Origin of the sequence: Acinetobacter sp. ANC 4204, assembly GCF_002135205.1 — a bacterium.
GTDB lineage: Bacteria > Pseudomonadota > Gammaproteobacteria > Pseudomonadales > Moraxellaceae > Acinetobacter.
Genome location: NZ_NEFZ01000001.1, coordinates 714,847 through 733,241, shown reverse-complemented (window position 1 = coordinate 733,241; position 18,395 = coordinate 714,847). Strand labels below are relative to the sequence as shown.

Annotated in this window: 13 protein-coding genes and 1 pseudogene; 13 read left to right on the top strand and 1 reads right to left on the bottom strand. The window is 34.4% G+C overall.

Translation table 11 applies throughout. The features are described from left to right. Nucleotides 1-55 precede the first annotated feature (55 nt). The 13 genes and pseudogenes from B9T36_RS03645 to B9T36_RS03590 all read left to right on the top strand — a co-directional run bounded on the left by B9T36_RS03645 (nucleotide 56) and on the right by B9T36_RS03590 (nucleotide 16,418). Nucleotides 56-907 (top strand): HNH endonuclease, encoded by an 852-nt coding sequence (locus B9T36_RS03645; protein ID WP_086208178.1) that lies wholly within the window; start codon nucleotides 56-58, stop codon nucleotides 905-907. A gap of 56 nt (nucleotides 908-963) precedes the next feature. Next, nucleotides 964-1,878, top strand: coding sequence for a DUF5655 domain-containing protein (locus tag B9T36_RS03640; protein WP_086208261.1), 915 nt, complete (start codon nucleotides 964-966; stop codon nucleotides 1,876-1,878). Nucleotides 1,879-1,889: 11 nt separating this feature from the next. Further along, entirely contained in the window at nucleotides 1,890-3,020 is a 1,131-nt protein-coding gene (locus B9T36_RS03635; protein ID WP_171264394.1) for a PD-(D/E)XK nuclease family protein, read from the top strand. Further along, nucleotides 3,017-5,893 carry a type I restriction endonuclease subunit R gene (locus B9T36_RS03630; protein ID WP_086208176.1) on the top strand — a complete coding sequence of 959 codons (2,877 nt, stop codon included), beginning with the start codon at nucleotides 3,017-3,019 and terminating at the stop codon, nucleotides 5,891-5,893. The genes B9T36_RS03635 and B9T36_RS03630 overlap by 4 nt, the downstream gene beginning before the upstream one ends. A gap of 767 nt (nucleotides 5,894-6,660) precedes the next feature. Next, nucleotides 6,661-8,166, top strand: coding sequence for a hypothetical protein (locus B9T36_RS03625; protein ID WP_086208175.1), 1,506 nt, complete (start codon nucleotides 6,661-6,663; stop codon nucleotides 8,164-8,166). Beyond that, on the top strand, nucleotides 8,157-10,217 hold the full coding sequence (locus tag B9T36_RS03620; RefSeq protein WP_228146961.1) for a hypothetical protein: 2,061 nt from the start codon (nucleotides 8,157-8,159) through the stop codon (nucleotides 10,215-10,217). The genes B9T36_RS03625 and B9T36_RS03620 overlap by 10 nt, the downstream gene beginning before the upstream one ends. A gap of 12 nt (nucleotides 10,218-10,229) precedes the next feature. Next, nucleotides 10,230-10,922 (top strand): hypothetical protein, encoded by a 693-nt coding sequence (locus B9T36_RS03615; RefSeq protein ID WP_086208174.1) that lies wholly within the window; start codon nucleotides 10,230-10,232, stop codon nucleotides 10,920-10,922. Nucleotides 10,923-11,041: 119 nt separating this feature from the next. Continuing rightward, nucleotides 11,042-11,182: pseudogene (locus B9T36_RS18940) on the top strand (IS5/IS1182 family transposase); the annotation flags it as partial. Nucleotides 11,183-11,838: 656 nt separating this feature from the next. Beyond that, nucleotides 11,839-12,111 (top strand): hypothetical protein, encoded by a 273-nt coding sequence (locus B9T36_RS03610; RefSeq protein WP_086208173.1) that lies wholly within the window; start codon nucleotides 11,839-11,841, stop codon nucleotides 12,109-12,111. A 1-nt stretch (nucleotide 12,112) separates the two neighbouring features. Then, nucleotides 12,113-13,534, top strand: coding sequence for a His-Xaa-Ser system radical SAM maturase HxsB (hxsB, locus tag B9T36_RS03605; protein WP_086208172.1), 1,422 nt, complete (start codon nucleotides 12,113-12,115; stop codon nucleotides 13,532-13,534). A gap of 5 nt (nucleotides 13,535-13,539) precedes the next feature. Continuing rightward, on the top strand, nucleotides 13,540-14,727 hold the full coding sequence (gene hxsC, locus B9T36_RS03600) for a His-Xaa-Ser system radical SAM maturase HxsC (protein WP_086208171.1): 1,188 nt from the start codon (nucleotides 13,540-13,542) through the stop codon (nucleotides 14,725-14,727). Between the two features lie 55 nt (nucleotides 14,728-14,782). Further along, on the top strand, nucleotides 14,783-15,445 hold the full coding sequence (gene hxsA, locus B9T36_RS03595; protein ID WP_086208170.1) for a His-Xaa-Ser repeat protein HxsA: 663 nt from the start codon (nucleotides 14,783-14,785) through the stop codon (nucleotides 15,443-15,445). Nucleotides 15,446-15,470: 25 nt separating this feature from the next. Then, entirely contained in the window at nucleotides 15,471-16,418 is a 948-nt protein-coding gene (locus B9T36_RS03590; protein WP_086208169.1) for a hypothetical protein, read from the top strand. An 18-nt stretch (nucleotides 16,419-16,436) separates the two neighbouring features. Here the strand turns inward: B9T36_RS03590 and B9T36_RS03585 are convergent, their stop codons facing one another. Continuing rightward, the gene (locus B9T36_RS03585) at nucleotides 16,437-18,389 is read right to left on the bottom strand and encodes a TniQ family protein (protein ID WP_086208168.1); all 1,953 of its coding nucleotides are present in this window, start codon (nucleotides 18,387-18,389) and stop codon (nucleotides 16,437-16,439) included. Between the last annotated feature and the right edge of the window lie 6 nt (nucleotides 18,390-18,395).

The following is an 18,395-nucleotide window of genomic DNA, read 5'->3' as shown; positions in this document are numbered from 1 at the left end:
CTAAAACATTTGAAAAAGGTTTGTTGCAGCAGATGTTTGTGTAAGGGGAATTGTTATGGCGAATTGGTTAGTTACTGTTAATTACGATGAATTTGATTTAGAAAAAGCCTTTGAAGAGTTATCAGAAGTTTATTGGAGTAACCATTCCAAAAATGAAGATGCAGGGTTTCAAATAGACGATATTGTATATATTTATGTGACTCAGCCTATATCGAAAGTGATGTATAAATTTAAAGTCATTGGTCAATCGGATAACTTTTTTCCTACAGCACAAAGAAAATATTGGGCGAATAAGGACGATATAGATTCATATACTGGAAACTTTTCAGTGTTTGAAAAGATATGCAAAGTTGAAAAAAATACCTTATCTAGAACATTTTTTCTTCAGGAAAGTTTCATTAAAAAAAGTGATACCTTACAAGGGCGTAGAACTGATCGAGGTAAAGGGCCAAATGATCCTATTAAATTATTGCTTGATCATATTTCTCGCCAGTTTGCTGTTGAAATTATTGAAACGGATTACCCAGATGAAGCCAATTTAGAAAATAAATCATTTCCTGAAGGGGCAAAACAAACAGTTCAGGTGAACCGCTATGAACGTAATCCCGAAGCAAGAGCAAAATGTATAGAAATTTATGGTACTCGTTGTTATGTATGTACCATGAGTTTTGAGTTTACATATGGAACATTTGCTCGTGATTTCATTCATGTGCATCACAAAAAGGCACTACATCAAATTGCAGAGAGCTATGAGGTTAATCCTGAAACAGATTTAATTCCAGTCTGTCCGAACTGCCACGCAATGTTGCATAAAAATAATGACGGCATACCTATAGATATTGAAAAATTGAAAAGTTTTTTTAAAGCGGCACTCAATGATTCAAGACGATATAACTTTGATAATTAATAACCAATTCAACAATGAGAAATTGGTTAAAACAAATGTCAATTGAGGATGAATTAATGCAGCTTTATCAAACTCAAGCAGAAACATTAACGGCATTGACCGAAGATCCTTTTCGGCTAGAAAAAGAAATTCAAACGTTATTTGAAAGTAATTTATATAGTTTTACAGGTTTAGAGTTCGTCAAATCTGAATTTACCATCAAAAATAACCGTATTGATACTTTAGCTTTTGACTCAGAAAGCCAAGCTTTTGTGATTATCGAGTATAAACGAGAGCGTAACTATAGCGTGATTGATCAAGGGGTTTCCTATCTTAATCTTATGCTTGAATACAAAGCTGACTTCATTGTTGAATATAACGAGAGCCAATCTCAGCATCTTAAACGTCAAGATGTTGATTGGTCACAAACCCGAATCATCTTCGTTTCGCCGAGCTTTACTGACTTTCAAAAACAATCTACCAACTTTAAGGACTTAGGTATTGAATTGTGGGAAATTAAACGCTATCAAGGTGGAATTGTTTCGGTCAATCCATTACAGAAGACAAAATCAGCACCTTCAATCAAGCAGGTGCAAATAGTCGAGTCTGGAGATATTAAAAAGATTGCCAAAGAAATTCAGCAATATGACGAAGACTACCATTTAGCAGATAAAACAGATGACATTAAAGAGTTATATGAGCAATTTAGAAATTCAATTTTAAATCTTTCCCCTGATTTAGAGTTGAATATTAAAAAGGTTTATATTGCATTCCAAAAAAATAAAAGGAATCTTGTTTACTTTTCAATTCAAAAAAACCAAATAAAAATTTGGTTAAATGTAAAATTTACCGATATTGATGATCCTAAAAATCTAGTGAAAAATGTTACAGGCATTGATCATTATGGAAGTGGGGACTGTGAATTAAAGGTTTGTGATACAGAAGACTTGGAATATATTTTGAGTTTAGTTAAGCAATTATTGAAAGAATAAGAGAAAATATTGTGCAAGAAACAGGTCAATTAGAAGTTTATAAAAATCTACTTTTACATGCGGTTAAATACCATCAACAACCACGAGAAAAAACTTTTTTTGATACTGCAATTCGTAAGCATTATGAAAACCCAACCACAGAATTACTCAGCTTTTTTCTAAACCCTGAAAATGAGCATGGTTTAGGATCAGTATTTTTTGATGGACTAACCGATGCAATTAATGCTCTTACTCTAAATGCCGATGCAGATGACTACGGTAATGTAAACAATGTTTATACTGAATTGCCCACTGATTCAGGAAAGCGTATTGATTTATTAATAGAAACTGATACCGCTGTTTTTCTAATTGAGAGTAAAATTCATTACACGCAAAACAATCCTTTTGATGACTATGAAACTCACATTGCTGAAAAATTTTCTAAGTTAAAGCCATTTAAGGTTGTATTTTGTATTGATGGAAAATCATCAATACAAGGTTGGCAAGGGTTATCTTTTAGTGTCTATGCAGAACATGTTCGAACCTATTTGTCACACGCTGTATTGAAAAATCCCTACAACAAATGGGGGTTATTTGCGAGAGAGTTTTTAATGCACTTAGAACATTTTAGGGAAAAGAAAATGAATAATGAAGCCATGAATTTTGTGCAGGATAGCTACAAGCAAATATCTGAATTAATTCAATTAAAGCAAGATTTTTTTTTAGAAATAGCGAATCGAATAAATATAAAACTAGAAACTAGTATTGAAAACTATAAATCATGTAGTTCGCCGCCATATACATGGGATATAGATCAACAAAAGTATGAGGTTATAGATTTCTCAAACAGTCACTGGAAACATGTAAAAAGTTCAGCAAATCTAAGTCTACTTATTGATACTCAACCTTTACAATGTTCTGTCTGTTTATTTCTGCACAAACCCAACAATAATTTAATTAAAAAAGTAAAAGAAATATTGAATGTCAATATGCTCCAAACTTCAAACTATGAAGAATTTCTAAATAGAAATACTGAATGGTGGTTAGGTTGGGAAAGGATTCCGTTCGAATTTGATGAAGTGTCAAACAAAATTATAGAGATTAATACTGTATTACAAGAAATAGAAACAGTGTGGAGAAATACAGAGGCACAAGAGGTATGACCATTCAAAGCGAATATCAACTTGAAAATAAACTGATTGCACAACTGCAAGGGCTAGGGTACGCAACCGTTACCATCAAGGATGAACGCCAACTACTGTCTAATCTTAAAACACAAATTGAACTTGCCAACGGACTTGCACCATTATCAGAAACTGAATGGAAGCAGGTCATTAGCTTTCTTAATACAGGCACGGTATTTGAACGAGCTAAAAATTTACGTGACCAGTTTCCTGCCAAATTTGATGATGGTTCCAGCAAGCACATTTTCTTTTTATCAGATGACCCAAGCAAAAACTTTTACCAAGTCACCAATCAAATTACCGTAGATCATCGTGATTTTAATGGTCGAACCAGTCGTTTCGATGTCACGCTCTTGGTCAATGGTTTGCCTTTAGTTCAAATTGAACTGAAAAAACGCGGCATGGAAATTGCCGAAGCCTTTAATCAGACACAACGCTATATTCGTGAAGCGTATTGGGCAGGGCAAGGGCTGTTTGGTTTTATCCAGCTTTTTGTCATTAGTAACGGTGCAAATACTCGCTATTATTCTAATGGTACAACTGGGATTGAATTTGCCTTTCCGTGGGCAGATGTTGCCAATAAACATATCAATGAAATTGTTGATTTTACTGATGCCTTTTTAAATCATAAGCATCTTACAGATATGCTGACCCAATACATGGTGATGTTGGAAACCAGTAAAAGTTTAATGGTATTACACCCATATCAAATTTACGCCGTGCAAAAGATTATTGCCCATGTACAAAATTCAGAACAAAATGGCTATATCTGGCATACCACAGGTTCAGGTAAAACACTGACATCATTTAAAGCCAGTCAGCTCATCATGAAAATGCCTGATGTGGAAAAGGTATTGTTCGTAGTAGATCGTAATGACCTCGACACACAAACCTCACGTGAGTTTAATGCTTTTAAAGCCGAGAGTGTGGATAGCACAGACAGCACGCATACTTTGGTGAAGCAACTCGATCAACGTCACGACAAGCTGATCGTGACCACCATTCAAAAGTTAAATCGCGCTATTAGCACTGACCGATATTTAGAACATATCAATTATCTAAAAGACAAAAAAGTGGTGTTCATTTTTGATGAATGTCATCGTAGCCAATTTGGTGATACTCATCAAAACATTAAAAAGTTTTTTAGTAATGCGCAGATGTTTGGATTCACGGGAACACCGATCTTTGAGGAAAATAGTCAGTCCAAAGCAGGTTTGAAACTCACCACAGACTATTTGTTCAATCAGTGTTTGCATCAATATGTCATTGTGGATGCGATTCGAGACCGTAACGTACTTCAATTCCAAATTGATTATCGTGGCAAATATACTGCTAAAGGTATGCAGAATAACCTTGATTATGACGAAGATGTTGAGGGGATCGATACCAAAGAGCTTTATGACAATCCGCAGCGATTAGAAATGATTGCTCGTTATATCGTTGATACGCATGACACTAAAACCAAGAACCGTGAGTTTACGGCGATGTTCTGTGTCAGTTCAGTGGATACCTTGACGCAGTATTATGAGTTATTTGAAAAAGTCCAAGCTGAAAAGCAGCAACAAGATGAGGCGCAAGGTCGATTATTTAAACCTCTCACCATTGCGACTATTTTCTCTTATGGTTCGAATGAAGCGGTTGAGAACAATGACCAAAATGGATTGATTCAAGAAGAATCAACTGATGCTCCGAGCCAAATAAATCAGTCTAGTCGTGATAAATTGGATCGCTATATTGCCAATTATAATGCTCAGTTTGGCACTAACTATAACTCTGGTGATGGATTCTATGCTTATTACCGTGATATTGCAGATCGGGTAAAGAAAAAGCAGATTGATATTTTACTGGTCGTAAATATGTTCCTTACAGGTTTTGACTCAAAGCCTTTGAATACCTTGTATGTCGATAAGAACCTTAAATATCATGGTCTAATTCAGGCTTTTTCACGGACTAACCGTGTTTACAATGATAAAAAACCATTTGGGAATATTATTAGCTTCCGTAACCTAAAACGTGCTACAGATGAAGCATTGGCATTATTTTCAAATAAAGAAGCCAGAAAGACTGTACTCGTCCCTAGCTTTGATGAAATCAAACAAGATTATGAGCAAGCGGTTGAAAAGCTCCTCAGTATTACGCCTGATTATCAGACTGTAGATAATTTAGTCACAGAAGAGGAACAACTTGAATTTATTAAAGCTTTCCGTGAGGTCATGCGTTACAACGCACAGTTGCAAACCTTTGTGGAGTACGATCAAGACCAGACGTTATTAGATAAACAGCACTTTGCTAATTTTGCTTCGAAATATGCAGACCTATGTCGAGAAATTCGTAAAACCACCAAGAAAGATAAAGTCTCGGTCCTTGATGATGTCGATTTTCAATTAGATTTACTGCACAGTGATCGTATCAATGTTGGTTATATCCTGACACTATTACAGATGGTGGTGAATGCTGAAACGGATGAGCAGCGTCAGAAATACGAAGCACAGGTACACGATCTTATAGGCAGTGATATTAGTTTGCATGATAAGCAAGATTTGATTCAAAAGTTCATTGAAGAAAACATGCCAAAAATGATTAATGGGCAAAGTGTACAAACGGCGTTTGCTCAGTTCTGGGATGTACAAAAAGAACAGGCTTACCAGCATTTCTGTGAGCAAGAAAATCTAAAACCTGAAGCGATGAAGCGGGTCTTGGATAATTATGAGTTTAATCAACGCTTGCCACGTAAAGAAGAAATGAAGGAATTACCTAACTTTAAGGTGAAGTTGTTTGAGCGAGATAATGTCTTGACCAATTTGCTGGCGAAAACGAGACAGTTGATTGAGAAGTTTTATGTCGGGTTTTAATAGAGGTAATAATTGGGTCAAAGCAATTATAAAAATTAAATTTATTAATGAGTAAGGTGCCAGTTCATCTGCCACCATCTCAGATAGCTCAGTTTAATTTATATGAAGTCTTTACTTAAAAGATATCAGCCTAAAGATTCAAGGCATATTGTTACCAATAGAATAAAAAATCGTAAATAATCTTTACCTTTTAATATCGAGGATTCCTAAAATCCACGAGCAGGATTTAATATAATACTGAACTTTATAAGTGAAATATTATATTAAATAAATCCTATTACTTCTGAAATCTGCAATCTTTTCAAATTCAGTATTTATTTTATTTACTGTGTTTATATCAATTTTAGCTAAAAAATTGACATGGATGTGAGCATCTTCTACGCAAGCGTCTTACTTTCATCTAACAACATTTCACATGAAAGCTTTCCTTAGATTGAATCAATGATTGCGCCTAAGATCAGTATTGGGATAAATTTTTTTCTTACAAAGAAATGCCTGCACTATCAGCACAAAAAAGTTGAATTTATTTGAAATTTTTCAAAAGTTAATTTCGATTAGTTAAAGTCATTTACTCATAGCCTACCGTTTTTTGATGCAGAAAAAAATGCGTTGGCTTTTTTGTAATAATTAAAAAAGTCGAATTTTTTAATGGAGTTAAGGTTCTTTTTTGTTTATTATCTGTTTGTTTTTTGTATATGTGAAATATCACTTTAAATCTAATAAAGAAATTATAGTTCTAGCTTGAAGCTTTAACGATGAGGGGAATTATGAAAAAGGCTATATTGACACTATTGTGCTTGGGTATTGTTCAAGTTAGTACTGCTGAAATCGTTAAAGCGAATGGGGAAGGTAGTGCACCTATCGTTAAAAAAGACCTAAATAGTACACGTAATCAAGCATTCAATAATGCAAAAAAGGATGCAGTGATTACTTTGATTAAACGTATTAATGGCCCTCAAGCTATGAACGATGCGAATCAATATTTGGATGATATTGTAAAACAAATTGATAGCAGTTATGTGTTGAATCGAGGGAGTAGTACTAATAGTAACAATGAGTTAGTTACCCAAGTTAGTCTAGAAGTGGATGATCAAGAATTTCGTTCAATTCTCAATGATTTAGGGCTGGCGAAGAAAAGTAGCCGAACGAGTCCAATTATGATTGTAATGGATGAATATTTTGGGGTACCAAAAGATAACTCAAAACCTGTTAAAGAGTTCACATCATATTTTTCTGATCGTAGTTATAGCTATGATGAAGATGCGAGTTACAAAGCTAGCGAAAGTGCCAAAGCCAGTGCTTCAGATTCTTATTCTTCAAAAGGACGTTCAGCTGCTGCATCTGGTTATGCTTATGATAATTACTATGGGGCGGGTGTTGGTGTTTCCGCTCGTTCAGCAAGCCATAATAATTCAGGTAAATCAGCTTCTTCAAGTAGCTACAACGCTAGTGAATCAGCTAAATACAGTCAATCCGAACGACAAAATGATATCCAAAGCTTTGTGAAATATGTGGAATATCAGACTCCAAGTACTAAAGCTGAGCGTGATAATCAAACCTTAAATTCAATTGCGAGTTCTGCTTCACGTTATGATTTGCGGTTGCTCGATTCTGACCGTTTTAGAAGTCAGTATTTGAATGGTCGGAGTATGTCGATTCAGCAACTGATGAGTGATACAGAGTTGAATAAACTCGTAATCGCTGCACGAAAAGAAAAAGCAGATTGGTTTATGGCGGGTAGCTCTTATATTTATGATCGTGGTCGTTCGAGTGCTACTGGGCAATTTGTCTGTGATGGTGCCGTTAGCTTCAAAATTTATTCAGTCGATGATTCAACTTTGATGGGTGGTGAAACTCGTACAGAATCTTCGACAGGTGCGACTACAGATTCTTGTCGTACGAATGTTGCTAAGAAACTTGGCGAATTGGCCGTTAGCCAAGTAGGACCACAGATTCTGGGTTATGCAAAAAATCGCACTATGTATGGTAAAGAAATTACCATTTTTGTGAAAAGTGTTTCTGGCAATGTTTCTTCTCGTTTAGGGGACGATTTATACATTGCCTTAGATGAAATGGATGGTGCAGAAAATATTGATATTCGCACTCAGGATGGAAAATTGGTCGAAATGACCATGACTTATAAGAGTGAGAAACCTGTTAGTGCAGAATTGGCTAAAGCACTACGTAAAGTAAATCCAACTCTATCAAGTGCTGAGCGTTTACAAGCTGGCAATACGATTACGCTTTGTATTGGTGGTACACAATGCAAATAAAGTTAAAAGCTTTATGTTTAGCTATGCCGATGCTTGTTTCGGCATGGGCAAATGCGAATATTCAAATTTACCCATCGAAAGGAATTTTTGGGCTAGAGCAACCTTGTCGTAATGATCCTAGCAAATACGAAGCGAATGGGTCTTCAATTGTATGTGACTTCAGTCAAGCGATTGACAATGAAAGCATTCGTAAACAAGTTGAGCAACTTTTTGTACAAAGTTTAAAGGAAGGTTTTGATGAACAGATAGTCGATACTATTTCACAAAAAACGAAAAACCGCACTTATATTGCATCACTAGAAGTTTTACGCGCAAGTGAATACATTGTGAAGAAGGATTCGACTGCCGAAATTTTTCTTCCAGTGACCTTAAGTCTAAAACTCACCAATGTGTTATCTGGAGAGGTTATATATAGTGACAGTAAGACCTTGTCACAACCAATTCAAGTACTTGCTACAGAGATTGATTCTAGCGTAACCAAAACAGCAATTAAGCAGAAATTTCAAAGTACTTTGTTGATGCTAACGCAGCAAGTGACTCAAGAATTAAAATCAAAACTTAAAGTTTCTGAAACAGGAACTCAAGTGATTGATCAGTGGAAATCCTATTTTGTTTTAGATAAAGGCTTTAAGCAAGGAATTGCTGCACAAGCTGAACTCAGCTCAGCAGATGGTGATTTGATTCGTGTTGTGCATGCTGACAGTGATTATGCTGTGGCTGTACCAGTCTTGATGCAGAACAGTAGTAAGCACTTTAGTAAAGTTTCAACCAATACACGACAGGCTATGAATAAGCCCAAAGCTTTAGTGGTCGATGTGCTGACTTATCAAGGCGAATCGAAAGACTTAATAGAACAAATTTTTTCTGATGCAGTGGGTGAGCAAGCCTCATTTACTTTAACACCAGTCAATCGACGTTATAGTGCGATGACACAAAGTATTAGTGAGCAAACTGGATTAGCGCAAAGTGAAGACATTAACCAACGTGAATTACCTGAATTTTTCATTCGAATAAATGTCATCCCTGTAATTGCTTATCAGCAACAAATTGGAAAAATAACTCAGCAACAGGTTTTTCATAGTGAAGTCTTTGCTGAAATGATTGATCGTTCTGGCCGGGTAATTTACTCCGCGCATGCGACCGATGATATCAAAGATGTGATTTCAGATGGAATGGGATTTTCTCTCGAGGCTCGTAAAGAAGTTGTATTGAAAAATGCACTTTTGAAATTAGGCCAACAATTTCAAAAAGGGATTCAATTTACTCGTTCTGATTTAAAAGTCTCTGGATCAAGTGGTCAGAACATCGTTATTGATGATGCTGGCGAGCGCTTAAGTACAGGAATGAAAGTCCATGTTTATCATTCAGATAAAGCAGCAGGACGTAATATTTTAATTCCAACATGGGAAGCGACCGTTTTAGAGCGTCAAGGCACGAAAGTTAATGCACAATTAGATTTTCCAGTTAGCAGCAGTGATCGTTTACCTGTGCGTTCTGGAGACACTGTTTTGCTTGATAGTTCTGCCCCAGTGGGAGATTCAAAGCAATCTCGTGTTTTATGTTTAGGGCTGCATACTGAGCAAATTGGTGAAATTCCATTTTATGGTTTTGGTCCATTGATTTATCACGCTTTTACTAGTCAATCGAAACGACCATTCTATGCGACAGGTTCAGGCTTTAAAGGACAGACTTTATTAAAAGACTCAGTGATTGCTATGACTGAAAATGCAGGTTTTAAAAAAGATATGAAAGTTAACTTTCATATTCCAACAGATGAATGTTTACAGCCAGTGCTTAAGCTCGAAGTGAAACAAGACAGTATTAGATGTAATGCTGACAAAAGTAATTGTGATGCCACATTAGTTATGGCTAGTGGGGCGCGTAGATTTAACCAAAAGGCTGAGAAAATAGGGGCTTATGGTTTGCAACAAGAAATTGGATTGAAGGGTATTGATTATCAGCATCGTCATGAAATGTATAACATTCAGATGTTTGAGGCTTTACCAAAAATTTTAAATCAAATCGTGCAAAAAGCCGATTCTTCACAATAGGGGTAACAGGGTATGAAAAAAATTGCGATTGTTTTAGCAGCAAGTGCTTCAATAAGTGCATCAGGTGTCTATGCAGGTTTTGGGTCGTTGAGTAATCTTTCGTCATCATTATCTGAATCTGTAACTGGCGTATCTTCTTCAAATATGGACCTCAATGGTTTTTTCACGCAGGCTAAAGCAACAAATGCAATGTTTATTCAGAGTCGTACGGCTTTAGCTTCATTGCTTGCAAGTAAGCAGGATTCAGATGAATTAAAAGCAAAACAGAAAAGTTTGAAAACAACTTCTGATTTGAAAGAAAAAGAAGCAATCCAAAAACAGATTGTTGCATTATCAGATACTGTTTTAGAAGCTTCACAAAAAGATGAGGAAGCAACTGTAGCTAAACTTTCGGCACTGAATGCTGAGCAGAAAAAACATTTATTGAACTCTGCAACTAATTTTGCCATTGCAAGCCTAACTGCTCGCGAATTAGCTGTAGGAGCTAAAAAGGTGAGCACTAGTTTAATTGCAAATCCAAACAGTCTAACCAATACTGGAATGTCTTTAGTTGATGCTAAAAGTATGGTTGGTGATATCACAGGTATTGCTAAAAATTCAACTATGGCTTTGGTGGAATACCCGAAACTGTTTAAAAAAGCGGGTATCGAATTTAAAGTCCCAACAAGTTCGTCAGAAAAACCAAAAACTCTTGATGATATTTAAAAATATTATTTAGGTTAATGCTTGTAAAAATTCTAAATTCTAAATTGTAAATGATAATTAAATCAATTACTTAACTAAAGGAAACCCCGAAGTGGTTTCCTTTAGTTTTTTATAAAATCAAGATGCATTGCATCAAATTATTAGGAGATAAGCTGACGGCAAGACATTTTCAAAGTCAGGTCAATGAAATTCATGCGCGTGTGGCAGTTCTGAATAGATTTACGGAATTAGGTAGACCTGACACCCAAGTTGTCACTTAAATTTGAATGGATTGGGGAAAACTCAGCTTTTGAATGTTTATGCAACAAAGCCATATTAGTATAGAAGATTGGCGAATTCCAGTAAAAGGGCCACTCTGTTTAAGAAAATTTATGGCTTTTATTGTAGAAAATTTTTATCCTCACTTACCGCTTGAAGGGAGTTTAGTGAACGATCTTCCAAGCTGGTTTTCAAATGATATGTTAACTGATCATCATAGGAGTAAATTCCATCTTCATAGTTTATAAAGATGGTTTTGTATCTCATAAATTTAATTTCTATTTTAGAATAAAAAAAACCGCCATTAATGGCGGTTTTTTATGACAAACAATGCGTCGTCTTATGACAAACAATGTGTCATTTTTGACAAACCTTGTGTCGCATGACGGCTCGTCATGCGACACATAAGTTGTCATTGGATCGAATAGAAAATCATATACTTAAGCATCATCAGTGAAACTTAATGACAACTTTTGCGACACATAAGCTGTCATTATTAGGATTTCGCGACACATAAGCTGTCATTACGTAAAAAACAGGTTTTGATTCGGACCTTACTTACACAATAATGAAATGTTCTTTATACTTTGCATCAAAATACAAATACATAAGGTATTATTAGAAAATTAGATAAAAATTATCATTCTTGGGGGGAGAAATGAGTCAAAAATTAATTCAGTTTGGTTTTGATATTCATGTTGAGATGTCATTAGATGAAATCATACAGGCATTGAGATTCTGCCCAATTACATACGAGGTAGAACGATTAGATTCTCAGTATTTCTGTTTTAAAGTTGAAGATTCGTATCAAAAAAATTTAATTCTTAATTTCTTAAATGATTTTAAATTACGTAAAGAGTTAAATAAGCAAGTTAGTCCTCAACAGAAGTCTTTTGTTGATGCAATTATTTTAGCAAGTATAAGTAAATAAAATGATTTTTAAAAATGTGGAATTAATGCCATTTAACTTTAAACGAATGGCAGATGATAATTATCTCATAACAAGTGTTACGGGTGATTTTGAGTTTATTTCTCAGGATAATTTAAAAAAAATTATTGCTAAAGATGAATCATTAGATATGGATATCTATCTCAAATTGAAATCCAAATTTTTTCTGATGAGTCAAAATGCTATTGGTTCAAAGCGAGCTTTAACTTCAAGGTTACATGCAAAAAAATCAACAATTCTAGAAGGAACTTCGCTTCATATTATTGTTGTGACGATTCAATGTATGCACTCATGTTCTTACTGCCAAGTCAGTCGCCAACAAGCAGGAGATGAGTTCACTATTTCTAGAAAAGATTTACTCTTGGCCTGCGATACTATCTTTGAAAGTACATCAGATACTTTAACAGTTGAGTTCCAAGGGGGAGATCCTCTAATCAAATATGATTTAGTACAACTTGCTATTGAATACATTACTGAAAAAAATAAAGAGCACAATAGATCTATTCGTTTTGTGGTAACTACAACATTGCACCAGTTAACCTCTGAAATGTGTTTATTTTTCAAAGAACATCAAGTTGTATTGTCTACAAGTATTGATGGTCTTGAAGGCTTACATAATAAGAATAGACCGATTGCTAATCGAGATGCTTATGAAAGAACTATTGAAGGCTTAGAACTAGCACGTCAAGAATTAGGCCAAGACTCAGTTTCTGCATTAATGACGACTACACGTAAAAGCTTGAATTATCCTAGTGAGATTGTAGATGCATATGTTCAATTAGGATTTAAGGATATTTTTATTCGTGGTTTGAGTGATTATGGATTTGCTAAGAAGAACTCAAAGCGACTTGCCCCAACTCACGCTGAGTTCTTAGATTTTTATGAGAAAGCATTGGAACGTGTCATTCATTGGAATGATAGAGGATATGAACTAATAGAAGTTCATTCAGCAATTTTATTAAACAAAATCCTTTCTCCATTTGATCAAGGCTATATTGATCTCCAAAGTCCATCCGGCGCTGGATTAGGGTGTATTGTCTATAACTATGATGGATACGTATACCCTAGTGATGAATCTCGTATGCTAAAAGAAACAGGGGACACTTCTTTACGCTTAGGTAAAATTGGTGAACCTTTATCTCAATTGTTAAGCTCTGATCTACAAAGAAATATCATTAATTCGAGTTTGAATTTTAATGATCCTAGTTGTAGTCAATGTGCTTATCTACAGTATTGTGGGCCTGATCCAATCAGTGCTTATAACGAGTTTAAAACAATGACACCCCCTACACATTTAACCAGTCATTGTAAGCGTTACATGGGTTTGTTCGATTTGATATTTAACAAGTACCAAAATTCTGACAAGTTTAGAAAGTTAGCAAACCAGTGGGCCTTTAGTAAGTAGATAAGATGAGAAAAATAAAGTTAGACTCAGTCACAAAACATACCCCACAAATCTTTAGGGTACTTAATCTGGATAAGTTAGATGTAGAGTGGTTGCCTAATCAATCTATTTTAGTGCCAGTTACTAATATCCAGGAAGTTGAAATCTTTGATCGATATATTCAGGCTGGGCTAGATAATCTTTATTCAATTTATAGCCCAGACTTGCTCGAAAGGGTTGGTGCAAATAATCTCTTTATTCCAGAACAACAAGCACTAGAATCAAATGACGTGGTTGCTATTGATCCATATAAAAAGAACCTAAGCGTACTTTTGAGAGCAAGTGATACTCACCATACTTTGTTTTTAACTAACAGATGTAATAACTATTGCATCATGTGCTCTCAGCCACCTACTAAGCATGATGATTCATGGTTAGTACAACAAGCATTAGAAATTATTGATCATCTCAGCTATGAACCGATGAATATTGGTTTAACGGGTGGCGAGCCATTACTACTAGATACTCAGTTAAGGTTAATCATCGATACCATTCATAATAAATTTCCTACAACCAAGATTGATGTATTAACGAATGGTCGCTTGTTGAGTAATCCTAAGATAGCTAAATCAGTGTTATCTAATCTTGAAACAAAAGTGAATTGGCTTATCCCATTATATGGTCACGCAGATCTTTTACATGACTTTGTCGTGCAGCAACATTCGGCTTTTGAAGAAACACTAGAAGGTCTATATGTCCTCCAGCATTACGAACAACCGATACAATTAAGAATTGTTTTAGTTAAGCCTGTATTGGAGAACTTAATTGATCTTTGTACCTATATACGAACCAATCTTCCATTTGTGAATGAGGTCGCTCTGATTGGATGTGAACCTATTGGTTTTGCACTTGCGAATAAGGAACTTAGCCAAGTTGATATTAAGGACTGGTGGGATCAACTAAATGCGGCAGTGGATTTATTGCTAAGTACTAAAACTCGGTTAATTTTAATGAATATTCCGCTATGCTGTTTGCCGCAAAGCTTATGGCAATATGCAGCAAAAAGTATTTCTGATTGGAAAAATACCTATGATGATGTATGTAATAGTTGTGAAATTAAAGCTGATTGTTGTGGACTATTTAGTTGGTACAAATCAGGATGGATGCCATCTACGTTGTCGCCAATTAAACTTGTTGATATTATGAAAACTTAAATTGCATAATATATTTATTAATTAGTATCTTATTATTTTTTGGGGCGGTGGAAACTTGAGTAAATTTATAAAATCGTTAGCTCTTTTTGCTGTATCAGCTCCAATCGTTCATAATAAAGCGGAAGCAATGGCGAATGTGACTGTTGATTCTTATGATAACTTAGAGCCAGTATCAATTCGTCCTCTCAATTATGAGTACGAAAATGTGTTTGCTGCACATCGAAGTCACTCAAGTCATCGTAGCCACTCAAGTCATTCGAGTCATTATTCTGGTACTGGTTATTCGGGCTATTCAAGTTCTAAACTTCCAACCTATTCTGTACCGACTTATAGTGCACCAAGTACAAGTAGTTCATATGCTGGGACTACTTCAACTGCGAAAAAAAGTTCAAATATAACTGTAAAAACATATAGTAATGTACCTACACGGACTGATACAGCCTCTAATCCTTTCTATGGCAACTCTACTTCAGTTAATATTGGAGCAACAGAAGACCCGGTATTAGCTCGTGTGCTACAGGTGAAACGTGTACAAATGTCTTTACTACGACTCGGTTATTATTCCGGAAAAATTGATGGTGATTTGGGTAAAAACACAAGAAAAGCTATTGCAAATTATCAAGTTGATAAAGCATTAACAGTTAATGGTCGAATGACTACAGAATTATTAAATAGTCTAGGAATTCCAGCGGTCAATTTTGTTGAAGACTCTTATTAAGAATTTAGATTCAAAAAAATAAAAAATGTCAGAATTTCTTAAATTTCTATTCTTGAAGATAGAATGGCTAATAGGATTTAGTGGGCTAATTACTAAGTTTATCATTGGTTTTGGTGTATGCCTTATACTTTGCTATTTTATTTATATTGATTATTTTCCAACAGATTTGTCGTTGGGGGATGGTCTTTTATTCTTTCTTATCACAGTTAAATTTTGTTTTGTGTATCTGTTATTTTTAGGGTCACACTATGCTCTCGGAAATACTTTAGTTGGTTTATTAAGTGTATTAAAAAATATATGTATCACCTTATTTTATTTTAGAGAAAAGTTAGCCAAAAAATTATTGAATCTTTTTTTTATCAAATTAGATTTGAAAGAAAGTGTTGATCGAATTGGAAAATTTTTTATCAAGTTTTTACTTTCTGTTTTTGGCTTGGCCTTTGTGTTTGCTTTTTATGGTGGAAAATTATTGAATTTGATTACAATGATTTTTTTAAGTTTATTACTAAAATTTTATATTGATAAAATCATAAATCAATTAAAAACAGAAAAATTAAATAATGAAAATTTAACTGAGAATGAGAAGGACTATAAAAATAAAAAATTATTATTAATGTTGGTTTATGTTTTAATCGTTCCTAGTGTCGTATATCTTTTTTATGCAGGAAAAGATACAAATATTTTTATTAAGAATACACTAGGTTCTGTACGAGAAGATGATAAAAATAGCCTTATTTATATCAAATTAGTATTCAAAGATTTTTTTCCTGAAGCCAGAATTGGAGAGAAGAAAGGTGAATACATAGAAATTAAAGATGCTGAAGTCTTGTTAAGAGGTGTTGGGAAAAATGCTTTAGTCCAATATACATCTAAAGCTAAAGATCAAAATGGGAATATGGTTCCTATCAAGGTGAAAGTAGAAATTCCAAATGATTCACTTTTAATTATACGAAGAACGCATAATCAAAAGTGATAATCTATTTTATATGTACTAGCTCAGACCTAATACATCAGAACGTTTAAAAAGCCTAATTTTTTTATCAGTTTTACCCATGTAATAGGTTTTGATAAGTCCTTGCTTTTGCAAGTTTGTGATATGTGAATGACGCATACCTAGTAATGCACTAGCTTCAGTACCTGTCATATAGACTTCCTTCAATTTAAGTACTTCACTGAGTTCTTCTCGCGGAATGAGCTTCCAATAGACTAAATCTTCAATGCTTAAGAAGCCTGTATTGCACCAATATTTTTTCATCCAGTTCATGGGACAATTTAATTGCTTTGCTGCATCTACATAGGAAATATAATTTTCGCTATTGAGTTTGTTCTTCAGACTTAATAGAGAGCTAGCTTCTATTTGAACTGATAATGGATTGTTCTTATCTTTGATCAGAATTCCTTTTTGAACAAGTACAGCAACCTTATTGGGGCTGATTTCTAAGAGTGCGGCAGCATTTTTTAAAGAGTAATAATCCTTACTATGCGATATTTCATTTAAGGTAGTTTTTTGCCTTCCAGAACGAGTCGGATAACCTTTAATCATATTTAAGTCATCTGGCTTTATATCTTGGACATCAATCTTTAAAAAAATATTGATTGCAGTTGAATCTATATGTGGACCATTAGTAGGAGTAAAACCTAAAGCCGCTAATTTTTCCACTAGATTAGTTGGAGATGCTTTTAGCTGTGTTGCTAGTGGACTAACGAGTATGTAATTTTCTTTGAATTCATTCACCTTTTCTTTTGAATATTTTTTGAAAGTCTGTGGTATTTCATTTGTATTCTCTAATTTGAACCATCCAGCTTTTGCTAGTTTTCTAGCAATGTCATAATTGATACCTAACAACTTAGCAACATCCTTTAATTGCATACTATCATTGTTTGCGGGTGCTTCGATGTTAGTGAGAAGTGCAGATTTAGGTTGAGAATATGTATCAATTAAGAAGTGTTCTATGTCTCTGCTAGCAATATCTCCTTTGTAGAGTTCTTTCTGTCCAAGCTTCAAAAAGTCATTTTCTATCAATTTCTCAAGCTCAAATCGAGAAATATTTAAGATCAGTTGTATTTCATAATTTCTAAGATTTCTGGAAATACTATTTTCACTAATTCTATATTCTGAAGAATTCTTTTCGGTGATTTTAATATGCTTGTTGAAAAGTTTTTTATGTTTTAGAAATGGTAGCAATAGAATACGTGGATGAGAATTCTCACTTCTACTGTTAATATGTTCACTTAATTTTATGGCAGAAGTCTCTGGGTCAGAAAAATATTCATACACTTTAAAAAAAATATTTTCATTTGTATTGGAATTATCATCTTTTAAGAAAGAATTGAATGCTTTCCAGCATGATGCAAAATCTGAAAAAACTTCATTTGAACTATGAGTCAGTATGTCAAGAAACCAATAGATACTTTCCATTGATTTTACTTTTTGTACAGGTCCTTTATCTAATTTAAAACCGCAGAGAGAACAGTTTAGAACCCCTGTTTTGGGGAGAAGAAAATTCTTACATTGAGGACAAGAATAAATTAACAAACAAGAATGTATTGGGCATGCATGTATAGGCTTTAATGTCCATATTTTTCTAAGATATGCTTTTTCAGAAAGACAAGTGGGACAGTAGCGTAAACCTTCTAATTCTAATAATTCATGGGGGACTTCAATTGTTCCAATCATTATAGGAGATCTATTGGTTGGCCTTGATCTTTCAAAAGCTAGAAATTTATAAGAACTATCAAGATTTAATGCTTCTAAGACTTGAGTGAAGCGTTTCATATCAGAAATATGATAATTCAAAGACTGACGAATGATAGATTGATACTTTTCTTTGCCTATTAAATTAAAAATTGAACTATGTGCATTGAGTTCTGCTGTTCTTAACAAGAAACTCATTGGTGACTCATCTTTATGAGGTATTGCTTGTATTAAAAGAGGATTTTGCATAATTTT